Origin of the sequence: Nocardia jinanensis (genome assembly GCF_014645735.1) — a bacterium.
GTDB lineage: Bacteria > Actinomycetota > Actinomycetes > Mycobacteriales > Mycobacteriaceae > Nocardia > Nocardia jinanensis.
Map to the genome: position 1 here is coordinate 416,561 of NZ_BMMH01000001.1, position 25,102 is coordinate 441,662.

The 25,102-nt window shown below is 67.4% G+C and carries 22 protein-coding genes; 4 read left to right on the top strand and 18 right to left on the bottom strand.

Features of this window, described 5'->3' with window-relative positions:
- Window positions 1–2: 2 nt before the first annotated feature.
- Complete coding sequence (locus tag IEY68_RS01900) at window positions 3–548, top strand: nuclear transport factor 2 family protein (RefSeq protein WP_058855576.1); 546 nt, start codon at window positions 3–5, stop codon at window positions 546–548.
- Window positions 549–647: 99 nt separating this feature from the next.
- On the opposite strand, the gene IEY68_RS01905 is transcribed toward IEY68_RS01900, so the two are convergent.
- Window positions 648–1,481 carry a tRNA (adenine-N1)-methyltransferase gene (locus IEY68_RS01905; RefSeq protein ID WP_058855575.1) on the bottom strand — a complete coding sequence of 278 codons (834 nt, stop codon included), beginning with the start codon at window positions 1,479–1,481 and terminating at the stop codon, window positions 648–650.
- 84 nt (window positions 1,482–1,565) lie between these two features.
- Between IEY68_RS01905 and IEY68_RS01910 the strand changes: the two genes are divergently transcribed.
- Window positions 1,566–2,456, top strand: coding sequence for a RecB family exonuclease (locus tag IEY68_RS01910; protein WP_082681451.1), 891 nt, complete (start codon window positions 1,566–1,568; stop codon window positions 2,454–2,456).
- Window positions 2,457–3,100: 644 nt separating this feature from the next.
- On the opposite strand, the gene hisG is transcribed toward IEY68_RS01910, so the two are convergent.
- The 9 genes from hisG to metH form a co-directional block, all read right to left on the bottom strand.
- Entirely contained in the window at window positions 3,101–3,952 is an 852-nt protein-coding gene (gene hisG / locus IEY68_RS01915) for an ATP phosphoribosyltransferase (protein WP_058855574.1), read from the bottom strand.
- 37 nt (window positions 3,953–3,989) lie between these two features.
- Complete coding sequence (locus IEY68_RS01920) at window positions 3,990–4,253, bottom strand: phosphoribosyl-ATP diphosphatase (protein ID WP_030521337.1); 264 nt, start codon at window positions 4,251–4,253, stop codon at window positions 3,990–3,992.
- Window positions 4,254–4,470: 217 nt separating this feature from the next.
- Complete coding sequence (locus tag IEY68_RS01925) at window positions 4,471–6,285, bottom strand: choline/carnitine O-acyltransferase (RefSeq protein ID WP_058855573.1); 1,815 nt, start codon at window positions 6,283–6,285, stop codon at window positions 4,471–4,473.
- A 53-nt stretch (window positions 6,286–6,338) separates the two neighbouring features.
- Window positions 6,339–7,160: a class I SAM-dependent methyltransferase gene (locus IEY68_RS01930; RefSeq protein ID WP_058855572.1), complete on the bottom strand. Its 822-nt coding sequence runs from the start codon at window positions 7,158–7,160 to the stop codon at window positions 6,339–6,341.
- A 46-nt stretch (window positions 7,161–7,206) separates the two neighbouring features.
- Window positions 7,207–8,049: a HalD/BesD family halogenase gene (locus IEY68_RS01935; protein WP_156426256.1), complete on the bottom strand. Its 843-nt coding sequence runs from the start codon at window positions 8,047–8,049 to the stop codon at window positions 7,207–7,209.
- A gap of 46 nt (window positions 8,050–8,095) precedes the next feature.
- Window positions 8,096–9,286, bottom strand: coding sequence for an RNA-guided endonuclease InsQ/TnpB family protein (locus IEY68_RS01940; RefSeq protein WP_058855571.1), 1,191 nt, complete (start codon window positions 9,284–9,286; stop codon window positions 8,096–8,098).
- Window positions 9,287–9,732: 446 nt separating this feature from the next.
- Window positions 9,733–10,431: an HAD family hydrolase gene (locus IEY68_RS01945; RefSeq protein WP_058855570.1), complete on the bottom strand. Its 699-nt coding sequence runs from the start codon at window positions 10,429–10,431 to the stop codon at window positions 9,733–9,735.
- 127 nt (window positions 10,432–10,558) lie between these two features.
- Window positions 10,559–12,151: a serine/threonine-protein kinase gene (locus IEY68_RS01950; RefSeq protein WP_058855569.1), complete on the bottom strand. Its 1,593-nt coding sequence runs from the start codon at window positions 12,149–12,151 to the stop codon at window positions 10,559–10,561.
- A 317-nt stretch (window positions 12,152–12,468) separates the two neighbouring features.
- Entirely contained in the window at window positions 12,469–16,065 is a 3,597-nt protein-coding gene (metH, locus tag IEY68_RS01955) for a methionine synthase (RefSeq protein WP_058855568.1), read from the bottom strand.
- Window positions 16,066–16,208: 143 nt separating this feature from the next.
- On the opposite strand from metH, the gene IEY68_RS01960 reads away from it, so the two are divergent.
- Window positions 16,209–17,096, top strand: a complete 888-nt coding sequence (locus IEY68_RS01960) for a PAC2 family protein (RefSeq protein WP_062995730.1) — start codon at window positions 16,209–16,211, stop codon at window positions 17,094–17,096.
- Between the two features lie 30 nt (window positions 17,097–17,126).
- On the opposite strand, the gene IEY68_RS01965 is transcribed toward IEY68_RS01960, so the two are convergent.
- On the bottom strand, window positions 17,127–17,432 hold the full coding sequence (locus IEY68_RS01965) for a hypothetical protein (protein WP_058855786.1): 306 nt from the start codon (window positions 17,430–17,432) through the stop codon (window positions 17,127–17,129).
- Between the two features lie 215 nt (window positions 17,433–17,647).
- Between IEY68_RS01965 and IEY68_RS01970 the strand changes: the two genes are divergently transcribed.
- Complete coding sequence (locus IEY68_RS01970; protein WP_229718562.1) at window positions 17,648–18,880, top strand: XRE family transcriptional regulator; 1,233 nt, start codon at window positions 17,648–17,650, stop codon at window positions 18,878–18,880.
- 203 nt (window positions 18,881–19,083) lie between these two features.
- On the opposite strand, the gene IEY68_RS01975 is transcribed toward IEY68_RS01970, so the two are convergent.
- From IEY68_RS01975 to IEY68_RS02005, 7 genes are all read right to left on the bottom strand, one after another.
- Complete coding sequence (locus tag IEY68_RS01975) at window positions 19,084–19,617, bottom strand: M15 family metallopeptidase (RefSeq protein ID WP_058855567.1); 534 nt, start codon at window positions 19,615–19,617, stop codon at window positions 19,084–19,086.
- A 501-nt stretch (window positions 19,618–20,118) separates the two neighbouring features.
- Window positions 20,119–21,399, bottom strand: a complete 1,281-nt coding sequence (locus tag IEY68_RS01980; RefSeq protein ID WP_058855566.1) for a serine hydrolase domain-containing protein — start codon at window positions 21,397–21,399, stop codon at window positions 20,119–20,121.
- A 107-nt stretch (window positions 21,400–21,506) separates the two neighbouring features.
- The gene (locus IEY68_RS01985; protein WP_058855784.1) at window positions 21,507–22,268 is read right to left on the bottom strand and encodes an ABC transporter permease; all 762 of its coding nucleotides are present in this window, start codon (window positions 22,266–22,268) and stop codon (window positions 21,507–21,509) included.
- A gap of 9 nt (window positions 22,269–22,277) precedes the next feature.
- Window positions 22,278–23,087, bottom strand: a complete 810-nt coding sequence (locus IEY68_RS01990) for an ABC transporter ATP-binding protein (RefSeq protein WP_058855565.1) — start codon at window positions 23,085–23,087, stop codon at window positions 22,278–22,280.
- A 9-nt stretch (window positions 23,088–23,096) separates the two neighbouring features.
- On the bottom strand, window positions 23,097–23,456 hold the full coding sequence (locus IEY68_RS01995) for a DUF1048 domain-containing protein (protein WP_058855564.1): 360 nt from the start codon (window positions 23,454–23,456) through the stop codon (window positions 23,097–23,099).
- A gap of 2 nt (window positions 23,457–23,458) precedes the next feature.
- Window positions 23,459–23,791: a PadR family transcriptional regulator gene (locus tag IEY68_RS02000; RefSeq protein ID WP_058855783.1), complete on the bottom strand. Its 333-nt coding sequence runs from the start codon at window positions 23,789–23,791 to the stop codon at window positions 23,459–23,461.
- A gap of 907 nt (window positions 23,792–24,698) precedes the next feature.
- Entirely contained in the window at window positions 24,699–24,902 is a 204-nt protein-coding gene (locus IEY68_RS02005; protein ID WP_030517997.1) for a cold-shock protein, read from the bottom strand.
- Window positions 24,903–25,102 lie beyond the last annotated feature (200 nt).

Here is a 25,102-nt window from a genome sequence, read left to right on the forward strand (position 1 = left end):
CTATGCAACTTCCCGCACGGAGACTGCGGTTGTCCCGCGTCGCTGCGGCCACGGCCGCAGCCGCCGCACTGGCGCTGGGCCTGACGGCCTGCGGGTCCGACGACGACGGCACCGGGACCGGCGCGAGCAGCGCTGCCCCCAGCAGTGCCGCGGCCACCACCAGCGCTTCGGCGCACGATCACGACCACGGGGATACCGCGGAGGCGCCCACCGCGCAGAGCCTACAGTCCAACCTCGAGCAGATCACAAACCCGGATGTCCCGGTGGACGAGAAGGTGAAGCTGATCGACGACGGCGAGAACCGGCGGGGCATCCTCGAGCAGCTCAACGCCGCACTACAGACCTATCGCGGGATCACCTTCCAGGTCGGCGAGATCACAGTCGACGGTGACACCGCCACCGGTCAGACCACCATCACCAGCCCCACCGGCCAGAGCGCACCGCCCATGCCGCTGACCTGGGAGCATGAGGACGGCACCTGGAAGCTGTCCGATGCCAGCGCCTGCGTGCTGTTCGGTTTCGCCCAGATCCCCTGCTCCCCGGCCTGACCGTCGCGCGCCCGCGCGACCACGAACCACCCCGCGGGACCACGGAGCGAGCCGGTGATCCGGCCTTCCGGTGGTCCCGCGGGCGTCCGTAAGGCCCGCTCAGCCCTTCGACGGCCGGCGCTGCGGCTTCGGGGTCACCACGCCCTCGGCGAGCCGCCGTGCGCTCACCAGGAAGGCCGTATGGCCCTGCATCCGGTGTTCGGGCCGCACCGCCAGACCCACCACATGCCAGCCGCGCACCATCGACTCCCAGGACCGCGGTTCGGTCCAGCACTGCTGCTCGCGCAGAGCCTCCACCAGTTTGGAGAGCTGGGTCACCGTCGCGACATAGACGATCAGCACTCCGCCGGGCACGATCGCCCGCGATACGGCCGGTAGCGCGTCCCACGGCGACAGCATGTCCAGCACCGCGCGGTCCACCCTTTCCCCGTCGTAGTCGGCCACATCACCCACGGTGAGCTGCCAGTTCGCGGGTCGTTCGCCGAAGAAACGCTCCACGTTGCGGACCGCGTGCTCAGCGTGGTCCTCGCGGATCTCGTAGGAAACCACGGCTCCGTCCGGCCCCACCGCGCGCAGCAGCGAACAGGTCAGCGCACCCGAACCGGCGCCCGCCTCCAGTACCCGGGCGCCGGGGAACATATCGCCCTCGTGCACGATCTGCGCGGCGTCCTTGGGGTAGATCACCGCCGCCCCGCGCGGCATCGACATCACGTAGTCGGTCAGCAGGGGTCGCAGGGCCAGGTAAGGCGTGCCGTTGTTCGAATGGGCGAGAGTGCCCTCGTCGGCGCCGATCAGGTCGTCGTGGTCGATGCCGCCGCGGTGGGTGTGGAACTGTTTGCCCGGTTCCAGTAGCACCGTGTACAGCCTGCCCTTGGCGTCGGTCAGCTGCACCCGGTCGCCGACGACGAATGGCCCGGTCCGTCTGGCCGTCATGGATCTCCGTTCGCGATGAGGACTGCGCCCGAGCCGATAACCGGGCGCGGCACCGTGTCGGTGCCGCCGGATAGCCTGCCAGGTATGTCAGCGCCACCGAGCACGCCCCCGGCCGGTTCCGGTCTCGACCCGGTACCCGCCTCCTCCAGACCGGCGCTGTCCCCCTCGCGCGCAGCCGATTTCAAGCAGTGCCCACTGAAATACCGGTTACGCACCATAGATCGGATACCGGAACCACCGACCCGGCAGGCAGTACGCGGTACCGTGGTGCACGCGGTCCTGGAAGACCTCTACACCCTGCCGGCCGCGGAGCGCGATCCCGAGCACGCGACAGCGCTGGCCGAAGCCGCCTGGGCGCGAGTGGTCGCCGAACGCCCCGAAGCCGCCGAACTTCTCGCCGCCGGTCTCGACGTCGCGGTTTTCCTCGACGAGGTCCGGGCGCTGGTGCGTACCTACTACCGCCTCGAGGACCCCCGCCGGTTCGACCCCGAATCGTGCGAGACGCGCCTGGAGGTCCGCCTGCCCGACGGCGTCCCCCTCCGCGGTTTCGTGGACCGTATCGATGTGGCGCCCACGGGCGAGCTACGAGTGGTGGACTACAAGACCGGCCGGTCACCGGGCCCCACTCAGGAGACACGCGCGCTGTTCCAGCTGAAGTTCTACGCGCTGATGCTGCTGCGCACCCGCGGGGTGGTCCCCACGCAGCTGCGCCTGATCTACCTCGCCGACGCCGAACTGCTCACCTACACCCCGGACGAGGACGAACTGCTCCGGTTCGAACGCACCCTCACCGCCCTGTGGAACGCGGTGCGGACCGCGGGCCGCACCGGAGATTTTCCGCCGAATCCGAGTTGGCTGTGTGATTACTGCGCCTACAAAAGCCTGTGCCCGGCGTTCGACGGAACTCCTCCGCCGTACCCCGGCTGGCCCGCGGACGACGAATCCCCGACCGGGACCTTCGCCGAATCGGTATAAAAATGTGTCGATACCCTCGCCCCCCGCGGGCTGTATCGACACCCTCCTCCGAATGCCGGGCCGCGCAGCTTCGGAGACCGGGACGGGTTCCCGGCTTCTGATACCGACCATTCGGACCGGGCGGACGAGTCGCCCCGGGACGCGCCTCGACCCACCCGAGTAGCCCACAGCAGCGTGCACACGCACAACCTCCGAAGGGTCGGCCGTTATCGGTCGGGGCCCACCTTGGTTCCGGAGTGAGAACCGAAGGAGCGCAGCGATGATCGCGTGCGGCCAGCCGTCTGAGGTCGCGACCATTGAGCACCTACAGCGCCGTAAGCCTCCCCCGGTGATCGAGGCGCACGTCCGCACAGACCCTCCGTCCACCCGGGATGGTCGGCTTCCATGGGCGAGGCCCACCCCGGTTCCGGAGCGACGAACCGAAGGAGCGCAGCGACCGATCACAGGCCGCCGATCATCCACAAGTCGGTGCCGTAGCCTCCCTCAGCTGATCGAGGTGCACACAAGCACACACCTCTCATCTACTCCGCATGGGCCTACCCGAGCGGCGGGGCCCGCCCCGGTTCTGGAGCGACGTAGCGAAGGAGTGAAGAACCGGGGTTGATAGGGCCCCGCCCCGCGGCGCCGAAGGCGCCGCCAATAGATCAGAAGGCGCGGCAGGAGCGGATATCGGTGGCCAGGATGGCCCGGGCGCCCAGTTCGGCCAGCTGGTCCATCAGCTCGTTGCCCTGCCTGCGGGGCACCAGCGCCCGCACCGCTACCCACCCGGGGTCGGCCAGCGGCGCGACCGTCGGCGATTCCAGGCCGGGAGTCAGTTCGGCGGCCCGTTCCAGCAGGCTCTTCGGGCAGTCGTAATCGAGCATCAGATACTGCTGAGCGAACACCACACCCTTGACCCTGGCGATCAGCTGGTTACGGGCCCGGTCCCGCTGATCGGAATCGGCACGTTCGATCAGGACGGCCTCGGAATCGCACAGCGATTCCCCGAAAGCGACCAGATTGTGCTGGCGCAGAGTCCGGCCCGACCCGACCACATCGGCGATCGCATCGGCTACTCCGAGCTGGATGGAGATCTCGACGGCGCCGTCGAGCCGGATCACCTCGGCCTCGATACCGCGCCGGGAAAGATCGGCCAGCACCAGGTTCGGGTAGGAGGTGGCGATCCGCTTGTCCTGCAGATCCTCGACTTTCCAGTCCTGTCCCTGCGGGGCGGCGTAGCGGAAGCTCGAACCGCCGAATCCCAGGGAGAGCCGTTCGTCGACGGGGGCACCTGAGTCCAGCGACAAGTCCCGCCCGGTGATACCCAGATCGAGTTCACCGGAGCCGACGTAGATGGCGATGTCCTTGGGCCGCAGGAAGAAGAATTCCACCTGGTTGGCCGGATCGAGCACGGTGAGCTCGCGGGAGTCGGTGCGTTTGCGGTAACCGGCCTCGGTGAGGATGGCGACCGCGGATTCGGAGAGTGCGCCCTTATTGGGTACTGCGACGCGCAGCATGGCTGGTCCTTTCGGCTGGGAGGGATGGTCGGGGCGTCTACAGATGTCGGTAGACGTCCTCCAGCCGCAGCCCGCGGCCGACCATGAGGACCTGCACCCAATAGAGCAGCTGTGAGATCTCCTCGGCGAGCGCCTCGTCGCCTTCGTGTTCGGCGGCCAGCCACACCTCACCGGCCTCCTCCAGCACCTTCTTGCCCTGGGTATGGACGCCCGCGTCCAGCGCGGCGACGGTACCCGACCCAGCGGGACGGGTGGCTGCGCGATCCTGGAGCTCGGCGAACAGGGCCTCGAAAGTCTTCACGGCAGGTCATTGTTTCAGACGGTGTTTATGGCGCCGCCTCCGGCGTCGCGGGTCGGGGCCCTATTAACCCCGGTTCTTCACTCCGGCGCTCAGTCGCTGCGCTCCTTCACTCTGTCGCTCCAGAACCGGGGCGGGCCCCGACCGCCGCGGCACGACTCCGCCCGAGTGGGCACCACTGTGTCGTAGTACCCGCTCGGGCGGGCGACGCGGAAACGGATCAGGCCTCGGAGAGCAGCGCCTCCAGTTCCGCGACCGCGGTGCGCAGGTGCCCGGCGAAGGCGTGCATCTCGTCGGCAACGGCCGCCGGAGTGGCCAGATACAGGTTCCACCGGTCGGGCAGCAGCACGTAGGCGATACCGATACATTTCGGGCTGGTGGACCCGAAACCGAAGTAGCTGATGTTCACCGACGGCGCGGAGCTGGTGCTGAGGTAATCGTCGCGCAGCACGGTCCAGCCCGGGCTGGAGTACAGCGCGATCGGCTCGGTGACCCCCAGTTCGGCGCCGCGGCGACGCTGGATCCATTCCAGTTCCCACAGGTGCTGTTCGGGCGCGGCCCCCGACTGGCACTGTTTGGCCCGTTCCACATGCGCGGTGGCGGCGGCGCGGGCGGCGGCCAGTTTCGCGGCGGTATCGGCCGCCGGGTCCTGCACCGTATCGGCGAAGGCCACCATCTCCGGGGTCACCACGCGCATCGCCTCGGTGCGGCCGTTGCGGTACTGCCTGGTGGCGATGGATTCGTAGGTGGCGCCGGTGAGCCCTTTGCTGCGCCGGTGCGCGAGCTGATAGCTGAGCTGGGCGAACGCGTCCGGGGAGATACCGAGCTGTTTGGCCCGGGCAGTCCCGAAATCCTCGAACGATACGGTGATCGTGGCATTGTCGGCGGCGTACTGCGCGAACGCCGCGCCGGCCGCGACCACTTCGGCCCGCTGCTCCGCGTCGAGCCGGAACTCGATCTGTTCGGCCGGTGGCAGCCCCTGCCCTCGGGCCCCGGACCGCTGGGCGTGTTCGTCGACGGAGGTCTCCAGCAGCGTGTCGACGAAGGACAGGATGGTGGTGCCGTCCAGTCCGCAGTGTTCGATATTGATTCCGGTCCGACCGTCGGCGAAGACGATGAACGATACGGATTTGTCGAACCATCGGTTGGCGCTGTCACCGTGCAGCAGGGTATCGGCGGCGTGCAGGTCGTCGCGCGGGGCGAAATCCTCGAGGCAAACGGCGAACAGTGCCGTTTCGATGGTGTCGAGAGCCGTCGCGTTGTGCGGATCGCTCAGCAACCGGGCGCGGGCCCGGGCCCAGTCGGCACGCGCCGCGGTGGTCAGTTGCCCGACCGAGGTACCGGGCGGCGCCGGTTCGGTGGCGGATTTCAGGATCGCCCGCAGACCGGCGGTCACGTCCTCGAAGGCGTAAGGGGCGCCCTCCGGGCCGACGACGTCCAGCCGGAAGAGGGCACCGCGGTGCAGGACCAGGATGTGGCGGGCGGTGGAGGGGCCGGGTTCGGCGTCGCTGTAGGGCACCCGCACGGTGTCTTGTTCGGCGCCCGGGATCCGGGTTTCGGAGAAGAGGTACTTGTTCTGCCACATCGACAGGCGCTGACCCCGCTGGGTGACCGGCGGAATCGCCTCCTGGTCCAGGGCCAGTTTGTAATCGACCGCGGCGGTGACCAGGGCGGCGGCGCGCTCAGCCTGATCGGCCGCGGTCGAACTCGCCAGCGCGGTGTCGTCGCGGAACAGGAAGAAGAAGTTGGCATTCAACGCGATCCGGTCCCGCCGGCCCAGGTAGCGCGACGGCCAGAACCGGTCGAGCCAGCTACCCACACCCGGGGTCTCGTCGTATTCGCGCAACGCGTCGTGCAGGACTCGCCCGGGGCCGCCGGGACGCAGCAGATCGGTGACGGCGTCTTCGGTCGCGGCCAGCTGCTCCGCGGTGAGTAGAGGCGCGCACCACTGGACGAAGCGCGCGCAGCTGTCCTCGAGGGTCGGCAGCGGAACCCTCGGGAGCTGGTCCTCGGCGGCGAAGGTGGGTTCGGTCAAGTCGTTCTCCGGTTCGGTCGTCGGTCGTCGGTCGTCGGGTTGCGCCCGGCGCGCTATTCGATGGATGTATGCGGCGAAAGCGGCCGGGACACATAGAGATTGGCATACAGCCGACCCTCGTCCTCCAGGCCGGTCGTATCGATCCCGTTACTCGCCAGCGTACCGAGCACCTGCTCGCGCTCGGCCGCCGAGGCGAAGCGACGCTGGGCGAATTCGCCGGGCATCCGCTCGGTGCGATAGCCCAGTGCCGTCAGTTCCGCCTCGATGGGTCCGAAACCGTACATACGCAGTACGAAGTGGGCCATCCAGGGGCGCCGTTCGGGATGAGCGGTGGCGATACGCGCGATCGTCTTCTCGGTGACGTACCCGATGCAGCCGGTCGAGATCACCAGATCGGCCGAGGCCAGCACGGCGCGCTGTTCGTCGGTGGGGTCGGTGGCCTCGAGGTCGGCGTGCACCACGGCGTCGAGCAGCCCCGCCGCGCACGCGTAGTCCAGCGCGGGCGCGGAGGCGTCCATACCGATGAATCGCACCCCCGGCAGCGCGTCCGCGGCGGCCAGCCGGGCACGGTCCCGGGCGATGAACTCGTCGGTGCCGGCATCCGGGTCCGCGTACGACCCGGCCAGTTCGGCGAGGGTGGTGTCCAGCCGCAGCAGCGCCGCGTTCACGCCGTAGGAGCAGCCGATATCCAGGACGCTGGGCGCCGCACCGGCGGCGGCGCGGTATTCGGCGATCTGCCGGTGCAGATGCGGTTTCGCCAGTTCCGGGATGCCGTAGTCCAGCTCCGACATGCGCGCGTAGTAGTCGCGTGGATCGGGCCTCGAGTAGATATCGTCGAAGGACGCTTTCCCGGTGGTGTGCAACGGAACTGACACGTCGTGTTCCTCTCCTCGGGCTGTATCCGCTCGATCGCGTTCTCGATCAATCGAGCAGCCGGTCACCCCGGACGGCGTCGGCCGCCGCGAGATGATCGGTGAGCACCCGCCCGAACAATTGACGGGTGCGTTCCACGGTGCCGATGACACCGGGACGGTCGCTGTAGGCGAAGATCGCCGTATGCCGCGCGGCCGCCCCCTGCACCGGGGAGACCCGGTGCAGCGAGAAGCGGCCCTGGAAAAGTTGCAGATCGCCGGGCCGCAGAACCAGCCGCCGGATGAGGTTCTCCCCCGATCCGGTGAGCACCGCGTGCACATCCGCCAGGTTCTCGGCCTGTGGGGAACGGATGCCCGGACAGTATTCGAAGACACCGCCCGATTCCGGGGTGGCGGTGAGCATGCTGACGGTGAATTCGTTGGTGTCGAAATGCCAGGGGTGCGACTGTCCCGGCGCGACCACATTGAGCACCAGTCCCGCCAACGGGTCGGCGAATTCGTGCAGGCGGTCCCGGCCGAAGCAGTCGGCGAGGAATCGCTGGAACAGTTCGTCGGTGTAGAGGCGGTGGATGAGCGCGTCGGCGGGGATACGGTCGCGCGGGACGAAGGCGTTACCGCGCTCGAAGATGATCCGCCCGGGGTGATCTTCGGGTAGTTCGCTGTCGAGTGGGATGTTGTAGGCGTTCACCCGCTCGGTGCGGTAGTAGGCGTGCGGTGCCATCCGCGCGCCCTGTTCCGCGAGCAACGCGTGCAGTTCGGGCCGGATGAACTCGCGCAGGACGGTGCAGCCGTCCTCGGCGAGATCGGCCCGTGCCGCCGCGACCGCGGCGCGCCACCCGGGCGCACCGGGCTCCGCGAGCGGGTAGCGGGAAGTGTCGACGATCGCGTCCAAGTTGACGTCCTCCCGGCGCTGAAGGCCCGGGATTCCTACCACGCGGCTACGCCGCGTCCGGGTGGGTTCCTGCTTCATCGCCGACCGCCCCCACGAGTGAGGGTCTTACATCTGCTCCACAAGCGTTTAACCTCTCCGCCCGTCCGGCGGCGAGAATGTTCCGTGCGGCATTCAGGTCCCGATCGTGGACAGCGCCACACGCACATGTCCACGACCGCACCGACAGCGGTTTCGGCCCATCGAGCACCCCGCACACCGAGCACAGTTGCGAGGACGGGAAGAATCGATCCACCTTTGCGAAGGTACGTCCGTAACGAGCGGCTTTCTCCTCCAGCATCCGGACGAACATGCCCCACCCCGCATCGTGCACCGACTTCGCCAACCGAGTCCGGGCGAGCCCCTTCACGCACAGATTCTCGACGAACACCGCTTGGTTGTCGCGGATGATCGCCGTGGAATGCTTGTGCACCCAATCCCGGCGCGTACCGGCCACCCGCGAATGCGCGTGAGCGACCCGGATTCGGGCCTTGACCCAGTTGCTGCTGTCCTTCTGTTTCCGGGACAACGCTTGCTGGGATTTCTTCAGTCGTCGTTCGGCTCGGCGCAGAAACTGCGGCGAGTCGATCCGTTTTCCGTCCGAGAGAACCGCGAACGTAGCCAAACCCAGGTCGATACCGATCTCGGACTCGACTATCGGTAGCGGCTCGCTGTTCACATCGACTACGAACGAAGCGAAATACCGGCCCGCGGAGTCCCTGATCACCGTGACCGACGACGGTACCGACGGCAGTTCCCGTGACCAGACCACCGTCAACTCTCCGATCTTGGCCACATACAGTTTCCCGTTGTCCCGGAGAGAGAACCCGTTGCGGGTGAACCTGATCGCCTGCCGATGATCCTTGCGTGACCGGAACCTCGGCTTCCCTACCTTCGAGCCCTTGCGTTTCCCCGACAGCGAATCGAACCAGTTCCGGTATGCGGTCCGCGCGTCCTGGCAGGCCTGCACCAGCACCACCGACGACACCTCGGAAAGCCACGCCCGCTTCCGCGTATGTTTGGCGTCGGTGACCACCCGCCGCTGAACCTCGGTATCGGACAGCTTCACCCCGGCCGCATGGGCTTGTTCGCGGGTTCGGAGGTTGTCGTTGTACACCACCCGCGCGCACCCGAACGCCCGAGCCAGCAAGATCTGCTGACCGGGCGTCGGATAGACACGATAGTTGTACCGGAGTTGCACGCGCGCACTGTAACAACGGTGACCGACACAAACCCCGCGAGTTCCGGGAACCCTGAAGTCGATGCGCCGGCCCGGTCTTGAAAAACCGGGCCGGCGTGCTACGTATCTCGGTCACCGTGGCGGCCATAGCGATATTGTTATCGGACTGTCTGCGACACGCCCGGTGTTTGCCGGAGATAGCAGGTGAGAACGGTCACGGACTGTTCGGTCTTGTTGAGATACAACACCGTTCGTGCGTTCTCCTTGGTCACCGTTCACCGTTCACCGTCATCCGGAGTAAAGAGCACCAAATCAGCCCATGATTGGGTGATTCGGATCGGGACACGAAGACCGGGCACGAAACCGATGGCATCCAGCGGATCAGTGCGGTGGAGTCGAGCAACGGGGGCCGTCGCCTCACCGATCACCACCATGACACCGGGCAATCCGGCGGCGACCGTGCACTTTCAGGAGGCGCCGGGGTCGCCCGCCGCGACCGCGCGGACTGTCCGCAGCACCTCGTCCAGATCGGTTCGCGCCAACCCGATCAGGCTCTCGCGATGCACCCGGGACGGGTGCACCGGCACCGGTATCTCACACGGCACCACCAGCACCCCGCAGCCGGCGGCCGCCGCGGCCGCCACTCCGGTGACCGAATCCTCCACAGCCACACAATCGCCGGGATCGAGACCGAGCAGCTCCGCCGCGCGGAGGTAGACGGCCGGATCGGGCTTTCCGTGCGGCACCTCGTCACCGCAGACCGAGATATCGAACCTGTCGCGACCCAATGTTTCCAGCGCCAATTCGGTCAGCGATCGCTTGGTATTGGTCACCAGCGCGCAGGGCAGACCCGCCGCGCGCACCATCTCGAGCGCCTCCACCGCCCCCGGCCGCCACGGGATCGGCCCGGTCATGAGTTCGGTGACCCGCTGTTCCAGGAAACGTCCGGCTTCGGCCACGGCCGCCGGCTCCGGCGGCACACCGAGTTCGGTGAAAATGATCCGCAGCGCGTTCGCCCCGGACGCCCCGATCAGCGCGTGCCGGATCTCCTGGGTCATCTCCCGGCCCAGCTCCCGGGCCAGCTCCCGGACACCGATATCCCAGAGCTTCTCCGAATCGAGGAGGGTGCCGTCCATATCCCACAGCACCCCGGCCGGCGGGGTCATACACAAGACCTTTCGTCGCGGTGGATCGCATCGCCTGCGCTGGAGGCCGTCGACGGCGCGCGGCCGGTAGCCCCCGGCCGACCGTAACGGCACCACGGAAGCGAGTCCGCACCGGCCCGCGACCGGGTCACTGCAGCTGGGACGCGGTGATCACCAACTGGCCGCCCTCGGGCACCACCTGGAACGACCGGCTCTCCGACTGCGTCGAGCCGTTGCTCATCGTGTAGGTGATCGTGGCGACGGCCGACCCGTTGGCCGACGGGGTCACCGCACCGATACTCACGGCGGCGATACCCGACCAGAACCGGGTGTACTCGGCGTAACCGCCGGTGGTCGCCTGGTAGGCGGGCGACAGCTGGGCCCAGGCGGCCGACGGATTACCGGGCAGCAGGCCGTAGTACCCGCGGACGAACTGCTCCACCCGGGCGGCGGTCGGCGGGCCGGTTTCGGCCGTGGTGGTGGTCGGGGACGCGGTAGTGGTCGACCGGGTCGTGGTGGCGGTATCGGACTCGGCGGTCTCGGGAGCGAGCGCCTGCGAAGTGCCGGGGGCGAGCGCGGCCGGGTCGTCGGCGTCGTCGCCGCCGGTGAAATTCGCCAGCACCAGTCCCGCGATCACCACCAGGACCAGCGCGGCGGCACCGGCCAGCAGCGCGGTCCTGGTGCGCTTCCCGGATCCGCTCGCCGGCGGGCGGTGCGGTGCGGCCCCGGCGGGACCGGGCGGGACGGCACCGGGACCGCTCGCTCCGGCTGTCCGAGGACCGCGGAACGCGGGCGGAGTACTGCCCGGTGGCGGCACCGGGGCCGCGGCTGGGGCATCCGGCGACAGCGGCGTGGTCGCGGCAATATCGGCGGGCAGGATCTTCGTGGCGGCGGGCGCGACCGGTTCGATCGGTTCGGGCGCCCGGCCTGCCGCCACCTCCTCGAGCATGACGCGCGCCTCGTGCATGGTGGGACGGGTCGCGACTTCGGTGGCCAGCAGCCGCATCAGGACCGGACCCAGTGCGCCCGCCCCAGCGGGCGGTTCGACCTGGCCGCCGGCCACCGCGTGCAGGACCGCCAGCGGATTGTCGCCGTCGCCGAACGGCGGACGGCCCGTATGTGCGTGATACAGCGTGGATCCGAGCGCGAACACATCGGAGGCGGGTATCGGTTGCTCACCGCGGGCGACCTCGGGGGCCAGATACGCGGGTGTGCCGGCCAGGAACCCGGTCGCCGTCACCGTGACATCGCCGGTGGCCCGCGAGATGCCGAAATCGGTGATCTTCACTGTGCCGTCGTCGCCGACCAGTAGATTCGCCGGTTTCACATCGCGGTGCACGATCCCGGCGTCGTGCGCCGCGGCGAGGGCTTCCGCAGCCTGGGCGCCGAGTCTGGCGACCTCGAGCGAACTCATGGTGCCGTCGAGGTTCAACCGGCTCGCCAGGCTCGGCGCGTTCATGTATTCCATGACCAGCCACGGCTGACCGTCCTCCTCGGCGACATCGAACACCGAGATGGCATTGGGGTGGTGCAGGCGCGCGGCGATCCGGCCTTCGCGCAGCGCGCGTTTTCGCGCCTCGGCGGTCTGCTGCTCGGTCAGGTTGGGTCCGAGCAGCACCTGTTTGACCGCGACGATGCGCTGGAGCCGGATATCGAGTGCCCGCCACACCACACCCATGGCGCCGGTGCCGATGGGATCCGTGAGCCGATACCGTCCGGCGATCAGCCGATCCTTGGTCATCTCTGTCGTGGCCCCTTCTGTTCGCCGCCGAGTCTTCCAGCACTCCGCGCGTCACAGGCGGCTGCCTACGGCTCCGCTCCGGCACGGCGCGGCCGATCTGACCGACGACATTGTCGGAACTTCTGATTCGGCCGGGAACCTCAGCGGAAATTCCCGGAAATCCTACGCTGCGGCACCTGGAAGCCGCGCGGGCAGTAGGGGTTTACCTAGGTCACCGAACCCTGCTCACCTGCTATTTCCGTATCCGAGCAGGTGTCGGACCGCCCGAATCCGCCCATAAGTGACGACAATCACAGCGCTGGAAGGTTTACCCGGACTCAGGCATTGAAGTACTTGGCCTCCGGGTGCAACAGGACGAACGCGTCGGTGGATTGCTCGGGATGCAGCTGCAGTTCTTCCGACAACGTCACCCCGAGTCGCGCGGCGTCGAGCAGGTCCACCAGCTTGGCGCGATCCTCGAGGTCCGGGCAGGCGCCGTAACCGAACGAATAACGCGCCCCGCGATAACCGAGTTTGAAGTATTCGGCGATCTCGGCGGGATCGGATTCGGCGACGGCGTGCCCCTCCACCGTGAGCTCCTCGCGGATGCGCCGATGCCAGTACTCCGCGAGCGCCTCGGTCAGCTGTACACCGATACCGTGCACCTCCAGGTAATCCCGGTAGTTGTCGGCGGCGAACAGCTCGTTGGCGTAGTCGGCGATCGGCTGCCCCATGGTGACCAGCTGGAAGGGCAGCACGTCCACCTGCCCGGTCTCCCGGGCACGCTCGCGCGAGCGGATGAAATCGGCGACACACAGGAACCGGTCCCGCTGCTGCCGCGGGAAGGTGAAGCGATGCCGCTGCGGCGCATCGGGTTCCGGTTCGGTCAGCACGATGACATCGTCTCCCTCGGAGACCGCCGGGAAGTAGCCGTACACCACCGCGGCGTGCTGCAACACCCCCTGAGTGCTCAGCTCGTCGAGCCAGGCCCGCAACCGCGGGCGGCCGTCGGATTCCACCAGTTCCTCGTAACTCGGCCCCTCGCCGCCGCGCTGGCCGCGCAGGCCCCACTGTCCGAGGAACAGCGCCCGTTCGTCCAGCAGCCCGGAGTACTCGTGCACCGGGAGGCCCTTGATCACCCGGGTGCCCCAGAACGGCGGCACCGGGACCGGCACATCGGCGGCCACATCCGACCGTGCGGGCACCTCGATCGGTACCTCGGCCGCGCGGCGCTGTTCAGCGATCCGGCGCGAACGCTCGTGGCGCGCCTTGCGTTCGGCCGCCTTCTTCCGTTCGGCCACAGCATCCGGGCTGTCCGGGTCGGTACCGTTGCCGCGTTTACGCGACATGATCTCGTCCATCAGGCGCAGGCCCTCGAAGGCGTCGCGCGCGTAGTGCACATCGCCCTCGTAGACATCGGTGAGATCGTTCTCCACATACGACCGGGTCAGCGCCGCACCACCGAGCAGGACCGGGAACTGGTCGGATACCCCGCGGGAGTTGAGTTCCTCCAGGTTCTCCTTCATGACCACGGTGGATTTCACCAGCAGCCCGGACATACCGATCACATCGGCCTTCTTGTCCAGCGCGGCGTCGAGGATGGTCGCGATGGGCTGTTTGATCCCGAGGTTCACCACCTCGTAGCCATTGTTGGACAGGATGATGTCCACCAGATTCTTACCGATGTCGTGCACATCGCCCTTGACCGTCGCCAGGACCACCCGGCCCTTGCCGCTGTCGTCGGTGGCCTCCATATGCGGTTCCAGATAAGCGACCGCCGTCTTCATCACCTCGGCCGACTGCAACACGAACGGCAACTGCATCTGCCCGGACCCGAACAGTTCGCCGACGGTCTTCATCCCCGACAGCAGGGTCTCGTTGATGATCTTCAGCGGCGGTACTTCCCGCATCGCCTCGTCGAGATCGGCTTCCATACCGCCGCGCTCGCCGTCGACGATGCGCCGCTCCAGCCGCTCGAACAGCGGCAGCGCCGCCAGCTCGTCGGCGCGGGAGGCCCGGGAATCGGCCGTGGAGACGCCTTCGAACAGCTGCATGAGTTTCTGCAGCGGGTCGTAGCCGTCGCGACGGCGATCGTAGATCAGGTCCAGGGCCGTCTCCCGGTGCTCGTCCGGGATCCGGCTGATCGGCACGATCTTCGACGCGTGCACGATGGCGCTGTCCAGCCCGGCCTGCACACATTCGTGCATGAACACCGAGTTCAGCACCTGTCGTGCGGCGGGGTTGAGACCGAACGAGATATTCGACAGGCCCAGCGTGGTCTGCACATCCGGGTGCCGGCGTTTCAGTTCACGGATGGCCTCCACGGTTTCCAGGCCGTCGCGGCGCGATTCCTCCTGCCCGGTGCCCAGGGTGAAGGTGAGGGTGTCGATGATGATGTCGCTCTCGTGCAGACCCCAGTTGCCGGTGATATCGGCGATCAGCCGCTCGGCGATGGCCACCTTGTGCTCGGCCGTGCGGGCCTGGCCTTCCTCGTCGATGGTCAGCGCGACCACCGCGGCACCGTGCTCGGCCACCAGGGCCATGGTCTGCTGGAACCGCGAATCGGGACCGTCGCCGTCCTCGTAGTTCACCGAGTTCACCGCGCAGCGCCCGCCCAGATGTTCCAGGCCCGCGCGCAGCACCGGGGCCTCGGTGGAGTCGAGCATGATCGGCAGCGTGGACGCGGTGGCCAGCCGCGAGGCCAGCTCCGACATATCGGCGCTTCCGTCACGGCCGACGTAGTCGACGCACAGATCGAGCATATGGGCGCCGTCGCGGGTCTGGTCCTTGGCGATGTCCAGGCATTTCGCCCAGTCCTGGGCGAGCATGGCATCGCGGAAGGCCTTGGAACCGTTGGCGTTCGTGCGCTCGCCGATCATCAGCACACTCGCGTCCTGCTGGAACGGCACCGCGGTGTACATACTCGAGATACTCGGCTCGGGGTCCGGCGAGCGGCGCTGCCCGACCGGCGCCAGGCCGGTCTCGACCTCACGGACCGCCGCGGCGACCTGGCGGATATGTTCCGGAGTGGTACCGCAGCAGCCACCGACCAGGGCCAGTCCGTAGTCGGCGACGAAACCGCGCAGCGCCGCGGCCAGCTCCTCCGGAGTCAGCGGGTATTCGGCACCGTTCGCGCCGAGCACCGGCAGGCCCGCGTTCGGCATCACCGATACCGGGATACGGGCGTGCTGGGACAGGTACCGCAGATGCTCGCTCATCTCGTCCGGCCCGGTCGCGCAGTTGAGGCCGATCAGGTCGATACCCAGCGGTTCGAGCGCGGTGAGCGCCGCGCCGATCTCACTACCCACCAGCATGGTGCCGGTGGTCTCCACGGTGACATGGGTGATGATCGGGATCCGGCGCCCGGCCTTCTCCATCGCCCGGTGGGTCCCGGTGATGGCGGCCTTGACCTGGAGCAGGTCCTGGCAGGTTTCGATCAGCACCGCGTCGGCGCCGCCGTCGAGCATGCCGAGCGCGGCCTCGGTGTAGGCGTCGCGTAGATCCGCGTACGGAGCATGGCCGAGGGTGGGGAGTTTGGTACCCGGACCCATCGAGCCGAGTACATAGCGCGGCACACCGTCGGGACCCGGTCCCATCTCGTCGGCGACCTCCCGGGCCAACCGGGTGCCCTTCTCCGAGAGGTCCCGGATCCGGTCGGCGATTCCGTAATCCGCCAGGTTGGGCAGGTTGCAGCCGAACGTATTGGTCTCCACGGCGTCGGCACCGGCCTCGAAATAGGAGCGATGGATATGCCGCAGCACTTCGGGGCGGGTGTCGTTGAGGATCTCGTTGCAGCCCTCGAGCCCGCGGAAATCGTCGAGCGTGAGGTCCACGGCCTGCAGCATCGTGCCCATCGCACCATCGCCGATCACGACACGCCTGGTGAGAGTGTCGAGCAACGTGGTATCGAACTCGGCGGAGCGGGAGGCAGACATGGATTCCAGACTAGTGGGCGCCTCCGTCACGGTGTTCCCCTGCTTCCTGCCCTGTGCGGGGGGCCACAGCCGGCGGCGCCGCGACAGGCGCGCAGGAACCGATACTGCGCGCCGGTGGCGGGCCGCACCGTAGGCTGGCAGGGGTGAGCTCGAGTGAATCTCCAGTGGATCGGGAACTGCCCGCCTTGCGCGACCCGGTGCTCGTTGCGGCCTTCGAAGGCTGGAACGACGCTGGTGACGCCGCCAGCGGCGCAGTGGAGCATCTGGAGTTGATCTGGGATGCGCGGCCGCTGGCCGAACTCGATTCCGAGGACTATTACGACTACCAGGTGAACCGGCCGATGGTCCGGCAGGTGGAGGGTGTCACCCGGGAGATCGTCTGGCCGGCGACCGTACTGTCGGTGTGCTCCCCGCCCGGGAGCGACCGCGATGTGGTGCTGTTGCGCGGTATCGAACCGAATATGCGGTGGCGGCGCTTCTGCGCCGATCTGCTCGAATTCATCGATCAGCTGAATGTGCAGACCGTGGTGATCCTGGGCGCACTGCTTGCCGACACGCCGCATACTCGCCCCGTGCCGGTGACCGGTTCCGCGTACAGCAAGGAGGCGGCCGAGCAGTTCAACCTGGAGCAGACCCGTTACGAGGGGCCCACCGGGATCACCGGAGTTCTCCAGGACGAATGCGTGAAGGCCGGCGTCCCGGCGGTGTCGTTCTGGGCCGCGGTCCCGCACTACGTCTCGCAGCCGCCGAATCCGAAGGCGACGATCGCGCTGCTGCACCGGGTCGAGGATGTTCTCGATATCGAGGTGCCGCTGCGGGAGCTCCCGCAGCAGGCCGAGGAGTGGGAGTCGACGGTGAACGAGATGACCGTCGCCGACGACGAGATCGCCGAATACGTCCGCTCGCTGGAGGAGCGCGGCGATGCCGCGATCGATGTGAACGAGGCGATGGCGAAGATCGACGGCGACGCCCTCGCCGCCGAATTCGAGAAGTATCTGCGCAGACGAGGACCCGGCGGCTTCGGGCGCTGAGGGGGTACGCCGGGCCGCCGGGTCCTCGGTTCAGCCGGCCACCGACCAGATACGGGCGGCGGCATCACTGGCCAGTTTCGCGATGAGCAGTTCGCGTGGAATCGTCTGGCCGGTGAGGTGATCGAGCGAGGGGACCACCACATGATGGGCGTCCGCCCGCTGGAGTTCCCGGGTCAGTTCGGCAAACGCCGTCCCGTCACCGGGACGTGATTCATGGAACGTCGCGGCGAAGCACAGTCCCCGGGCCTCGGCCAGCTCGCGTAGCGGGGCCTCCATATCGTCGCCGTCGCCCGCGGCCAGATCGTCGCGTAAATACCCGTACACCAACGCTTCCACCCGAACCTCCTGAATCCTTCCCCGCACGGGGGCGGGGAACCATTTCCTGCTCCGGGATCTCCTATCCCGCATTCGCGGGGGTGTTGCTTGAACCGGCGCAGAGCCGGTCCGATTCGATCATGACCCAACGCCGGCAACGGCAGAAGAGGTCATGCGGGGGACATCTGGATGCCCTCTGCGGTCCACGGAAAGTTTGCTGGTGCAATACTGGCGACGTGACTGCTGCTGAAGATCGTCCGCTGTGGGCCATCCGGATGCGCTCGGAACGCGATGCGCGTGGGTGGTCACAGGCGGACGCCGTCCGCGCCCTGCGCGCCAAGTCGTCCCATAATCTCCCGACCGACAGCACGCTCCTACGTAATTGGCGGCGTTGGGAATCGGGCGAATCACGCCCCGACGATTTCTACGCTCCCCTCATCGCGGCCGCCTTCGATTCGGTGGCCGCGGCGTTCTTCCCGAAGGCCCGCCCGAGCCGCGACGACGAATTACTCACCGCCACCGGGATGGACACGCTCGAATTCATGGGACGCCTACGGATGTCCGATATTTCGACCGCCACGCTGGACGCGGTCCGTATCACCGCGCAGCGCCTCTGCTGCGAGTACGCCTCCTCCGATCCGCGCGAACTCCACCTCGAGGCGTCGGGCTGGCTGCGCCGTATCGCCGCGCTGCTCGACAGCCGGCTCACCCTGGCCCAGCACAAGGAAGTCCTGGAACTGGCGGGCTGGGTCGCGCTGCTGCTGGGCTGCCTCGAATACGATCTCGGCCGGCGCAGCAGCGCCGAGGCCACGCGGCGAGCGGCCAGGTCGCTGGGCCAGGAGGCCGGGCATACCGAGATCATCGGCTGGAGTTCGGAACTGGCGGCCTGGTTCGCACTCACCCAGGGCAATCATCGCGGCGTGATCCAAGCGGCCGAGGCGGTGCCGAGCGAATGCGCGGCCAGCGGGGTAGGGGTACAGCTCGCCGCCCAGCGGGCGAAAGCCTGGGCACGGCTGGGTGATCGCGCGGCGGTGAACGCGGCGCTGGCCGAGGGTCGCACGCTGCTGAACCGGCTGGGTCATCCCGACGACCTCGAGAACCATTTCGTGGTGGACCCGCAGAAATTCGATTTCTACGCCATGGACTGCTGCCGCGTCGTCGGCGACGACAGCCACGCCGAGATGTATGCCCAGGCGGTACTGGCCGATTCGGTGACCCTGGACGGTTCGGTGCGCAATCCGATGCGGGTCGCCGAAGCCCGGCTGACCCTGGCCGTGGTGGCCGCCCGCGGACGGGATCTGGAGTTGGCGGTCGAGGAGGGGCGGCGCGCGTTCGAGGCGAAACGGCGATCTCTGCCCTCGCTGCTGTGCATCGGCAGCGAAGTCGCGCACGAACTGGTCGAGAACTTCCCCGGCGACCCACGGACCCGCGCTTTCCTCGACGAACTCCGGTCGCTGTCGGGCGTCTGATCCCGGGCCCGCCGATGCCGACGGCGGCGCGTGCGCTTCGTTCCCGCACGCGCCGCATCCGGGGAGCCCCGACCGGGCACCCGAGCGACAGCAGGCGGGGGCCCGGCCCCGGTCCATTCAGCGGTACGCGGAGGACCCGGGGGAGGCTCGAAATACCACCACTCGCTGCCTTCGTTCCGGTACAGGCCCCGTTATCGATTCCGTCAGCGGTGCGCGGCGTCGGGCACCCGGGCCGGGCACCCGGTCCCGGGGAGAGTGGCCAGCTCGAAATGCCACCATTCGTTGTCGAAGGTCCGGCACAGCCCCCAGCGGTTACCGTTGGCCTCCATCCAGGCGGCGCCCTCGCGGGGCGCGATATCGACCGCCCGGCCGGTGACGTGCGTGGATTCCTCCGGAGGCAGCACCCAGCGGCGGGTTTCCTCCGGGGTCCCGTAGGTGCGCAACCCGTCCTCCCACATGGCGCGCTGCTCCTCGGGCGTGCGATAGCCGGAATTGATCGACATCGGTACGCCCTGCGCGTGAGCCTCCTGTTCGGCCATTGTGTACGCGAGGGCCAGCAGCGGGTCCAGACCCTCGGTCCCCGCCGCCGCGACCTCCGTGAGCGGCGGCACCGGGAACCCGGCAGCGGGCGCGGCGGTGGCGGGCGCGGCGCCCAGCACCAGTCCGGTGGCCGCGGCCGCCAGGATCGCGGCCGTCACACCGGTAGGGCGGGACAGGGCGCGCGCGGGGTTGATCATGCGGACGATCTTATCGGCGCCCGGCTGCCCTGCCCGAGGAAGATTGCCCTGAGCTGCACAAACGTGATCCGGAAGCCACGGTCCTGTCACCTGCCGCCCGATCGGATTCCGGAGGCTGCTGGTCGCAGAGGCGTCGGCGAGGCGGCCGGGCGCTGTGGTCGCCGCCGCGGGCCGGTTCCGGGACCCATGGACGTTTTCGGGACGGGCTCTGGCCACTTCACCGAGCAGACAGGGCACATCCGTAGGCCGGCCGATCGAACCGGCCCTGGTCAGCGCACCTGCCGGCCTTACCCCTGTGGGCGGGGGTTCTCAGGTTCGAGTTCGTGCGGCCCCGACTATGCGCACACGCAGTGGCGGCCTCGGCACACCCGAGCCGTGCATCTCGGGGCCGGGACGGGAGCTCGGTGAGCATCACCACCGGACGAGTGCTCTCGTAGCCGGATCCGCCCCGACTGTGCATGCACAGTCGGGGCGGATCCGGCGAGGGCGTGAGAACTCCCGTCAGCCGAGGCAGGATCGAACTGCCTCGGCCAGGCTAGACGCCCGCGGGTCGTCGGGCCGGAAGTCCCAGAGGTTGGTGACGTAGCCGAAGCCGACCCCGGAATCGGGGTCTGCGAAGCCGATCGATCCGCCCGAGCCCGGATGGCCGAACGACCCCGGCCCGAGCATCGGCAGTGGCGGGCAGGCCCGCCAGAACCCGAGCGACATGTAGAAGGAGCGGTCGGCCGGGATGTCCAGCGCCGGCGGCAGCCCGTGCATCCGGGTCTTGTCGGTCTGGACAGCTGTCGCGCGTTCCAGTGTGGGCGGATCGAGCAGCCGCACGCCGTCGACATCGCTGACCGTGGCGGCGTACATCCGGGCCAGTGATCGCGCGTCGGCGACCATGTTCGCGGCCGGGAACTCTGCCGCGCGCCAGGCACGCGTGGTGTAGTACGCGGTCGCGGGGTCGGCCATGTTGTCCAACGCACCGCCGAGCGACCCGGCGCGCATCGCGACCGAATCCGGACCCCAGCCGGCGTTCATCCATGCGGTAACCGTGTCCGCGTCCAGCCCGGTGCTCTTGATCATTCCGGCGGTCAGCTCCGCCACGCTGAACGGAGCGGCGTAGTCGATCCGGGCCAATCGGCCCTCGTGTTCTTCGGGCAAACCGATCCAGGCGCTCAGTCCGAGCGGGGCGGCCACCTCGTCGGCGAAGAACGTGCCGAGTGATTTGCCGGAGATCCGGCCCACGACCTCCCCGACCAGAAACCCGTACGTGACACCGTGGTAGACGTGCTCGGTGCCCGGCTCCCACAGCGGCGGCTGCGCCTCGAGTGCGCGGATGACCGGGTCCCAGGCACACGCCTGCTCGAAGGTCAGCGGGCCGTCGACGACCGGTAGACCGGCCTGGTGGGAAAGCAACCAGCGCACCGGGATCCGGTCCTTACCGCTCGCACCGAACTCCGGCCAGTACTCGGCCACCGGGGCGTCCAGATTCAATTCACCGCGCTGTGCCAGCATATGGGCACAGATCGCGGTAGCGCCCTTCGTCGAGGAGGCGACCCGGACGACGGTGTCGTGGCCCCATGGGCGGTTCGCCTCGCGACCGGCGGGGCCGTCCACCTCGCGACCTGCGATACCGTCCCACAGGTCGACGACACGATGACCGTCCACGTAGACGCAGCACGCCGCGCCTGATTCGCCGGGATCCTCGAAGTTCGCGCGGAACGCGTCGGCGACCTTCCCCCAGCCTTCCTCGACAAAGGGGCCCTGCCTCGATGTTTCGTTCGGCGTGCCTACCATTGCTGTGATCCTTTTCTGAATATTCGAGTTTTCTCGGTGGCCCGTCAGCCGGCCACACCAGGCTTTCGAGGTCGACCTATCGCCCATCCGGGCCGGTCACAGTGCTGTCAGGAGATCTTGCGCCGGTAAGTGTTCATGGCGAAGAGGTAGGCGACGACGAGGATGCCGACGCACCAGGCAAGGGCGATCCAGATATCGGTGCCGACCGGCTGTTGGGTGAACAGGTGGCGAATGGCGTTGATGATCGAGGTCACCGGCTGGTTCTCGGCGAAGGCTCGAAGCGGGCCGGGCATGGTGTCGGTCGGTACGAACGCCGAGCTGATGAACGGCAGGAAGACCAGCGGGTAGGAGAACGCGCTCGCGCCGTCCGGGGTCTTCGCGGAGAGACCGGGGATGACCGCGATCCAGGTGAGCGCGAGGGTGAACAGGATCAGGATGCCGGCGACCGCGAGCCAGGCCAATATTCCGGCCCCTGATCGGAAGCCCATGAGCAGGGCGACGAGCACGACGACCACGAGCGAGATCAGGTTGGCGACCAGTGAGGTCAGTACGTGTGCCCACAGCACCGACGACCGTGCGATCGGCATGGATTGGAACCGCTCGAAGATACCGCTCTTCATATCGAGGAAAAGCCGGAACGCGGTGTAGGAGATCCCCGAAGCGACCGTGATCAGCAGGATTCCGGGCAGCAGATATTGCACGTACGAATCCGACCCCGAATTGATCGCGCCGCCGAAGACATAGACGAACAGCAGCATGAACGCGATCGGCATGATCGTGGTCGTGATGATGGTGTCCACACTGCGCGTGATGTGGCGCAGGGATCGTCCCAGCAGCAGGGTGGTGTCGGCGAAGAAATGTGTGGTCATCATTGTTCCTTACTTCGTCCGTACCGCGCTGCGGTCATTGCCGGGGGCACTGTCTTCGTCTTCGTCTCCGACGAGGGCGAAGAAGACGTCTTCGAGGCTCGGCTGCTTCTCGACGTATTCGACCTTTGCGGGCGGGAGGAGTTTTTTGAGCTCGGCGAGGGTGCCGTTGACGATGATGCGGCCTTTGTGCAGGATCGCGATCCGGTCGGCGAGTTGTTCGGCCTCGTCCAGATATTGAGTGGTGAGCAGCACCGTGGTGCCGTGTTCGGCGAGTTCCTTGACCGCCTGCCACACCTCGATGCGCGCTTGGGGGTCGAGCCCGGTGGTGGGCTCGTCGAGGAAGATGACCGGCGGGTTGCCGATAAGGCTCATGGCGATGTCGAGGCGGCGGCGCATACCACCGGAGTACGTGGACACCTTCCGCGTAGCCGCGTCGGTCAGCGAGAAGCGCTCGAGCAGGTCCTCGGCGATCGTGTCCGCGTTCTTCAGGTGCCGCAGCTTGGCGATCAGCACGAGATTCTCCCGGCCGCTGAGGATTTCGTCGACGGCGGCGAACTGACCGGTGAGGCTGATGGATTCGCGTACGTTGCCCGGTTGGTCGGCGACGTCGAAGCCGTTGACTCCGGCTGTTCCCGCGTCGGCTTTGAGCAGTGTGGACAGGATCCGCACAATGGTGGTCTTGCCGGCCCCGTTCGAGCCGAGCAGAGCGAAAATGCTGCCCCGCTCGACCTCGAAGTCCACCCCGCGCAACACCTCCAGCTTGTTGTAGGACTTCTCCAGACCCTGCACACGGATCGCCGGAGTTTGCTGTGTCGTCATCGAATGGTCCTACTTTCCTTCTCCGGCGGCGCGCTCGATGGCGCTGTTCAGCCGTGCCCGCTCCCGGTTGAGCCAGGACTCCTCTTGGTAGTTCCGCGCGAACGTTTCGATGAACTCCACGGGGTCATCTCCGACGACCTCGCGGATCGGGACGTCATCGGCCGCACTCTGCTCGAACAGATCAGCGAGGTCGTCGAACATCGCAACGCCACCACCTCCCGCTCCGCCGTACATCAGGTACCGCTCGAAAGCCTCGACCGCGGTGCGATAACTCGGGGGAAGCTGCTTGGCCCGCGCCTTGTATTGCCGCCACCGCTTCTTGTCGCCGAGATCGCCGATCACCTTCGAGGTGAGATCCGAGATGTCCATAACTATTTGCCTCCCTTGACACGGAGCTGTTCGATACGTTCGGCGAGGAAGCTCCAGGTCCTCCAGAACTCGTCGAGATATTGCTGTCCCGCGGCGTTGAGCGAATACACCTTGCGAGGCGGGCCCTTCTCCGAAGGAACCCTCTCCACATCGACGAGGCCGCGCTTCTCGATCCTGACCAGCAGGGCATAGATAGTGCCCTCGGCGATATCGGAGAAGCCCTGCTCCCGCAGCCATGCGGTGATCTCGTATCCGTACGCGGGGCGGCCGAGAAGGATCGCCAGCACGATGCCCTCCAGCGTTCCCTTGAGCATCTCCGTCTCCTGCTTGCCCACGAACACTCCCTTCCACTACTAAGCATCACTGACTACTGGTAGATAGTATCACTGAATAGTGGGGCCGCAAGCCCCACCGCCAGGCCGGCATCACGCAGATCCAGGTCGAGTCGTTCGAAACGGGGACGGCCCCGGGTTGAGCGCACATGACGGAAGGCCCTCCCGATCCCGAATCGACAGCGACGTAGCTATAAGTAGATGTATACGTACATGCCGTGGCCTAACTATAAGTAGACATATACGTACATGCAAGCCCGGTGCCGCGAGTACACCGACGAGGGCAGGCGACCTGAATATGTCAGTGGGGTGACCTGGGAAAATGACATCAGGCGTCAGCACGGACCGGATCGGCAGTATCCGATGATGGCGCAGCGGTCCTACAGCGCGACGAACATCAAGGTGAGATCGACGCTTCCGTGCGCGAGCGGATGGGCATGTACTTCAGAGTCGGGCCGGGCGACCCGAGACTGCCGGCGTGTGTGATGTCGGCTGTGGCCGGACACGCGCTCCATCCAGCGGCAGGTGTTGCCGAGGCGCACTCACTGCGCACTGTCATCGAGATCAACAATGATTTCGGCTTCACGATAACCATGGATCAACAGCGTGCGTGGGGTTCTTCAGGTTGTCCCGCTGCGGGCTACTTCGATTCCCTACTCGACCCCGAGTGGCTATGGCTGGCGGCTGCGGCGGCCCTTCCGAGCATGTGGAAGTCGAGAGGTGGTCCGCAGGGCGTGGGTTCCGTCAGCGGCTCGCCGAAATTCGACTGGGTACTCACACCAGGCCTCGGATGTCAGGTGATCGTTCTGCGGTAGACCTGCCGGGAACCACTTTCCGGGCCGGGCGCGGCTCCCAGCTGCGGAAAGCACGAAACCCGCGCCGTGGCGCGGGTTTCGTGGCTACCGGGCTTCTAGATGGCTCGGACGCTCTGGGCCTGAGGGCCCTTCTGGCCCTGGCCGATCTCGAACTCGACCCGCTGCCCCTCGTCCAGGGACTTGAAGCCGGAGCCGGAAATCTCGGAGTAGTGGACGAAAACGTCAGGACCGCCACCGTCTTGCGCGATGAACCCGAAGCCCTTTTCGCCGTTGAACCACTTCACACTGCCTTGCGACATACTTTTGATTTACTTCCTGTTGCGAGCCGGGCGATCACTTCAACAACCCGTACTCACCACCCAGCATGCCACACCCGCGCACCGCGAACCCGAGACGGATGTCATACCGCCGCCTCGGCAAGGCCGTTCACCTGGTCTGTGTCGTGCCGGTACGCCCGGGGTGGCCGGCCCTTCGCGGTCCGCTCGGGAACGTATCCGCA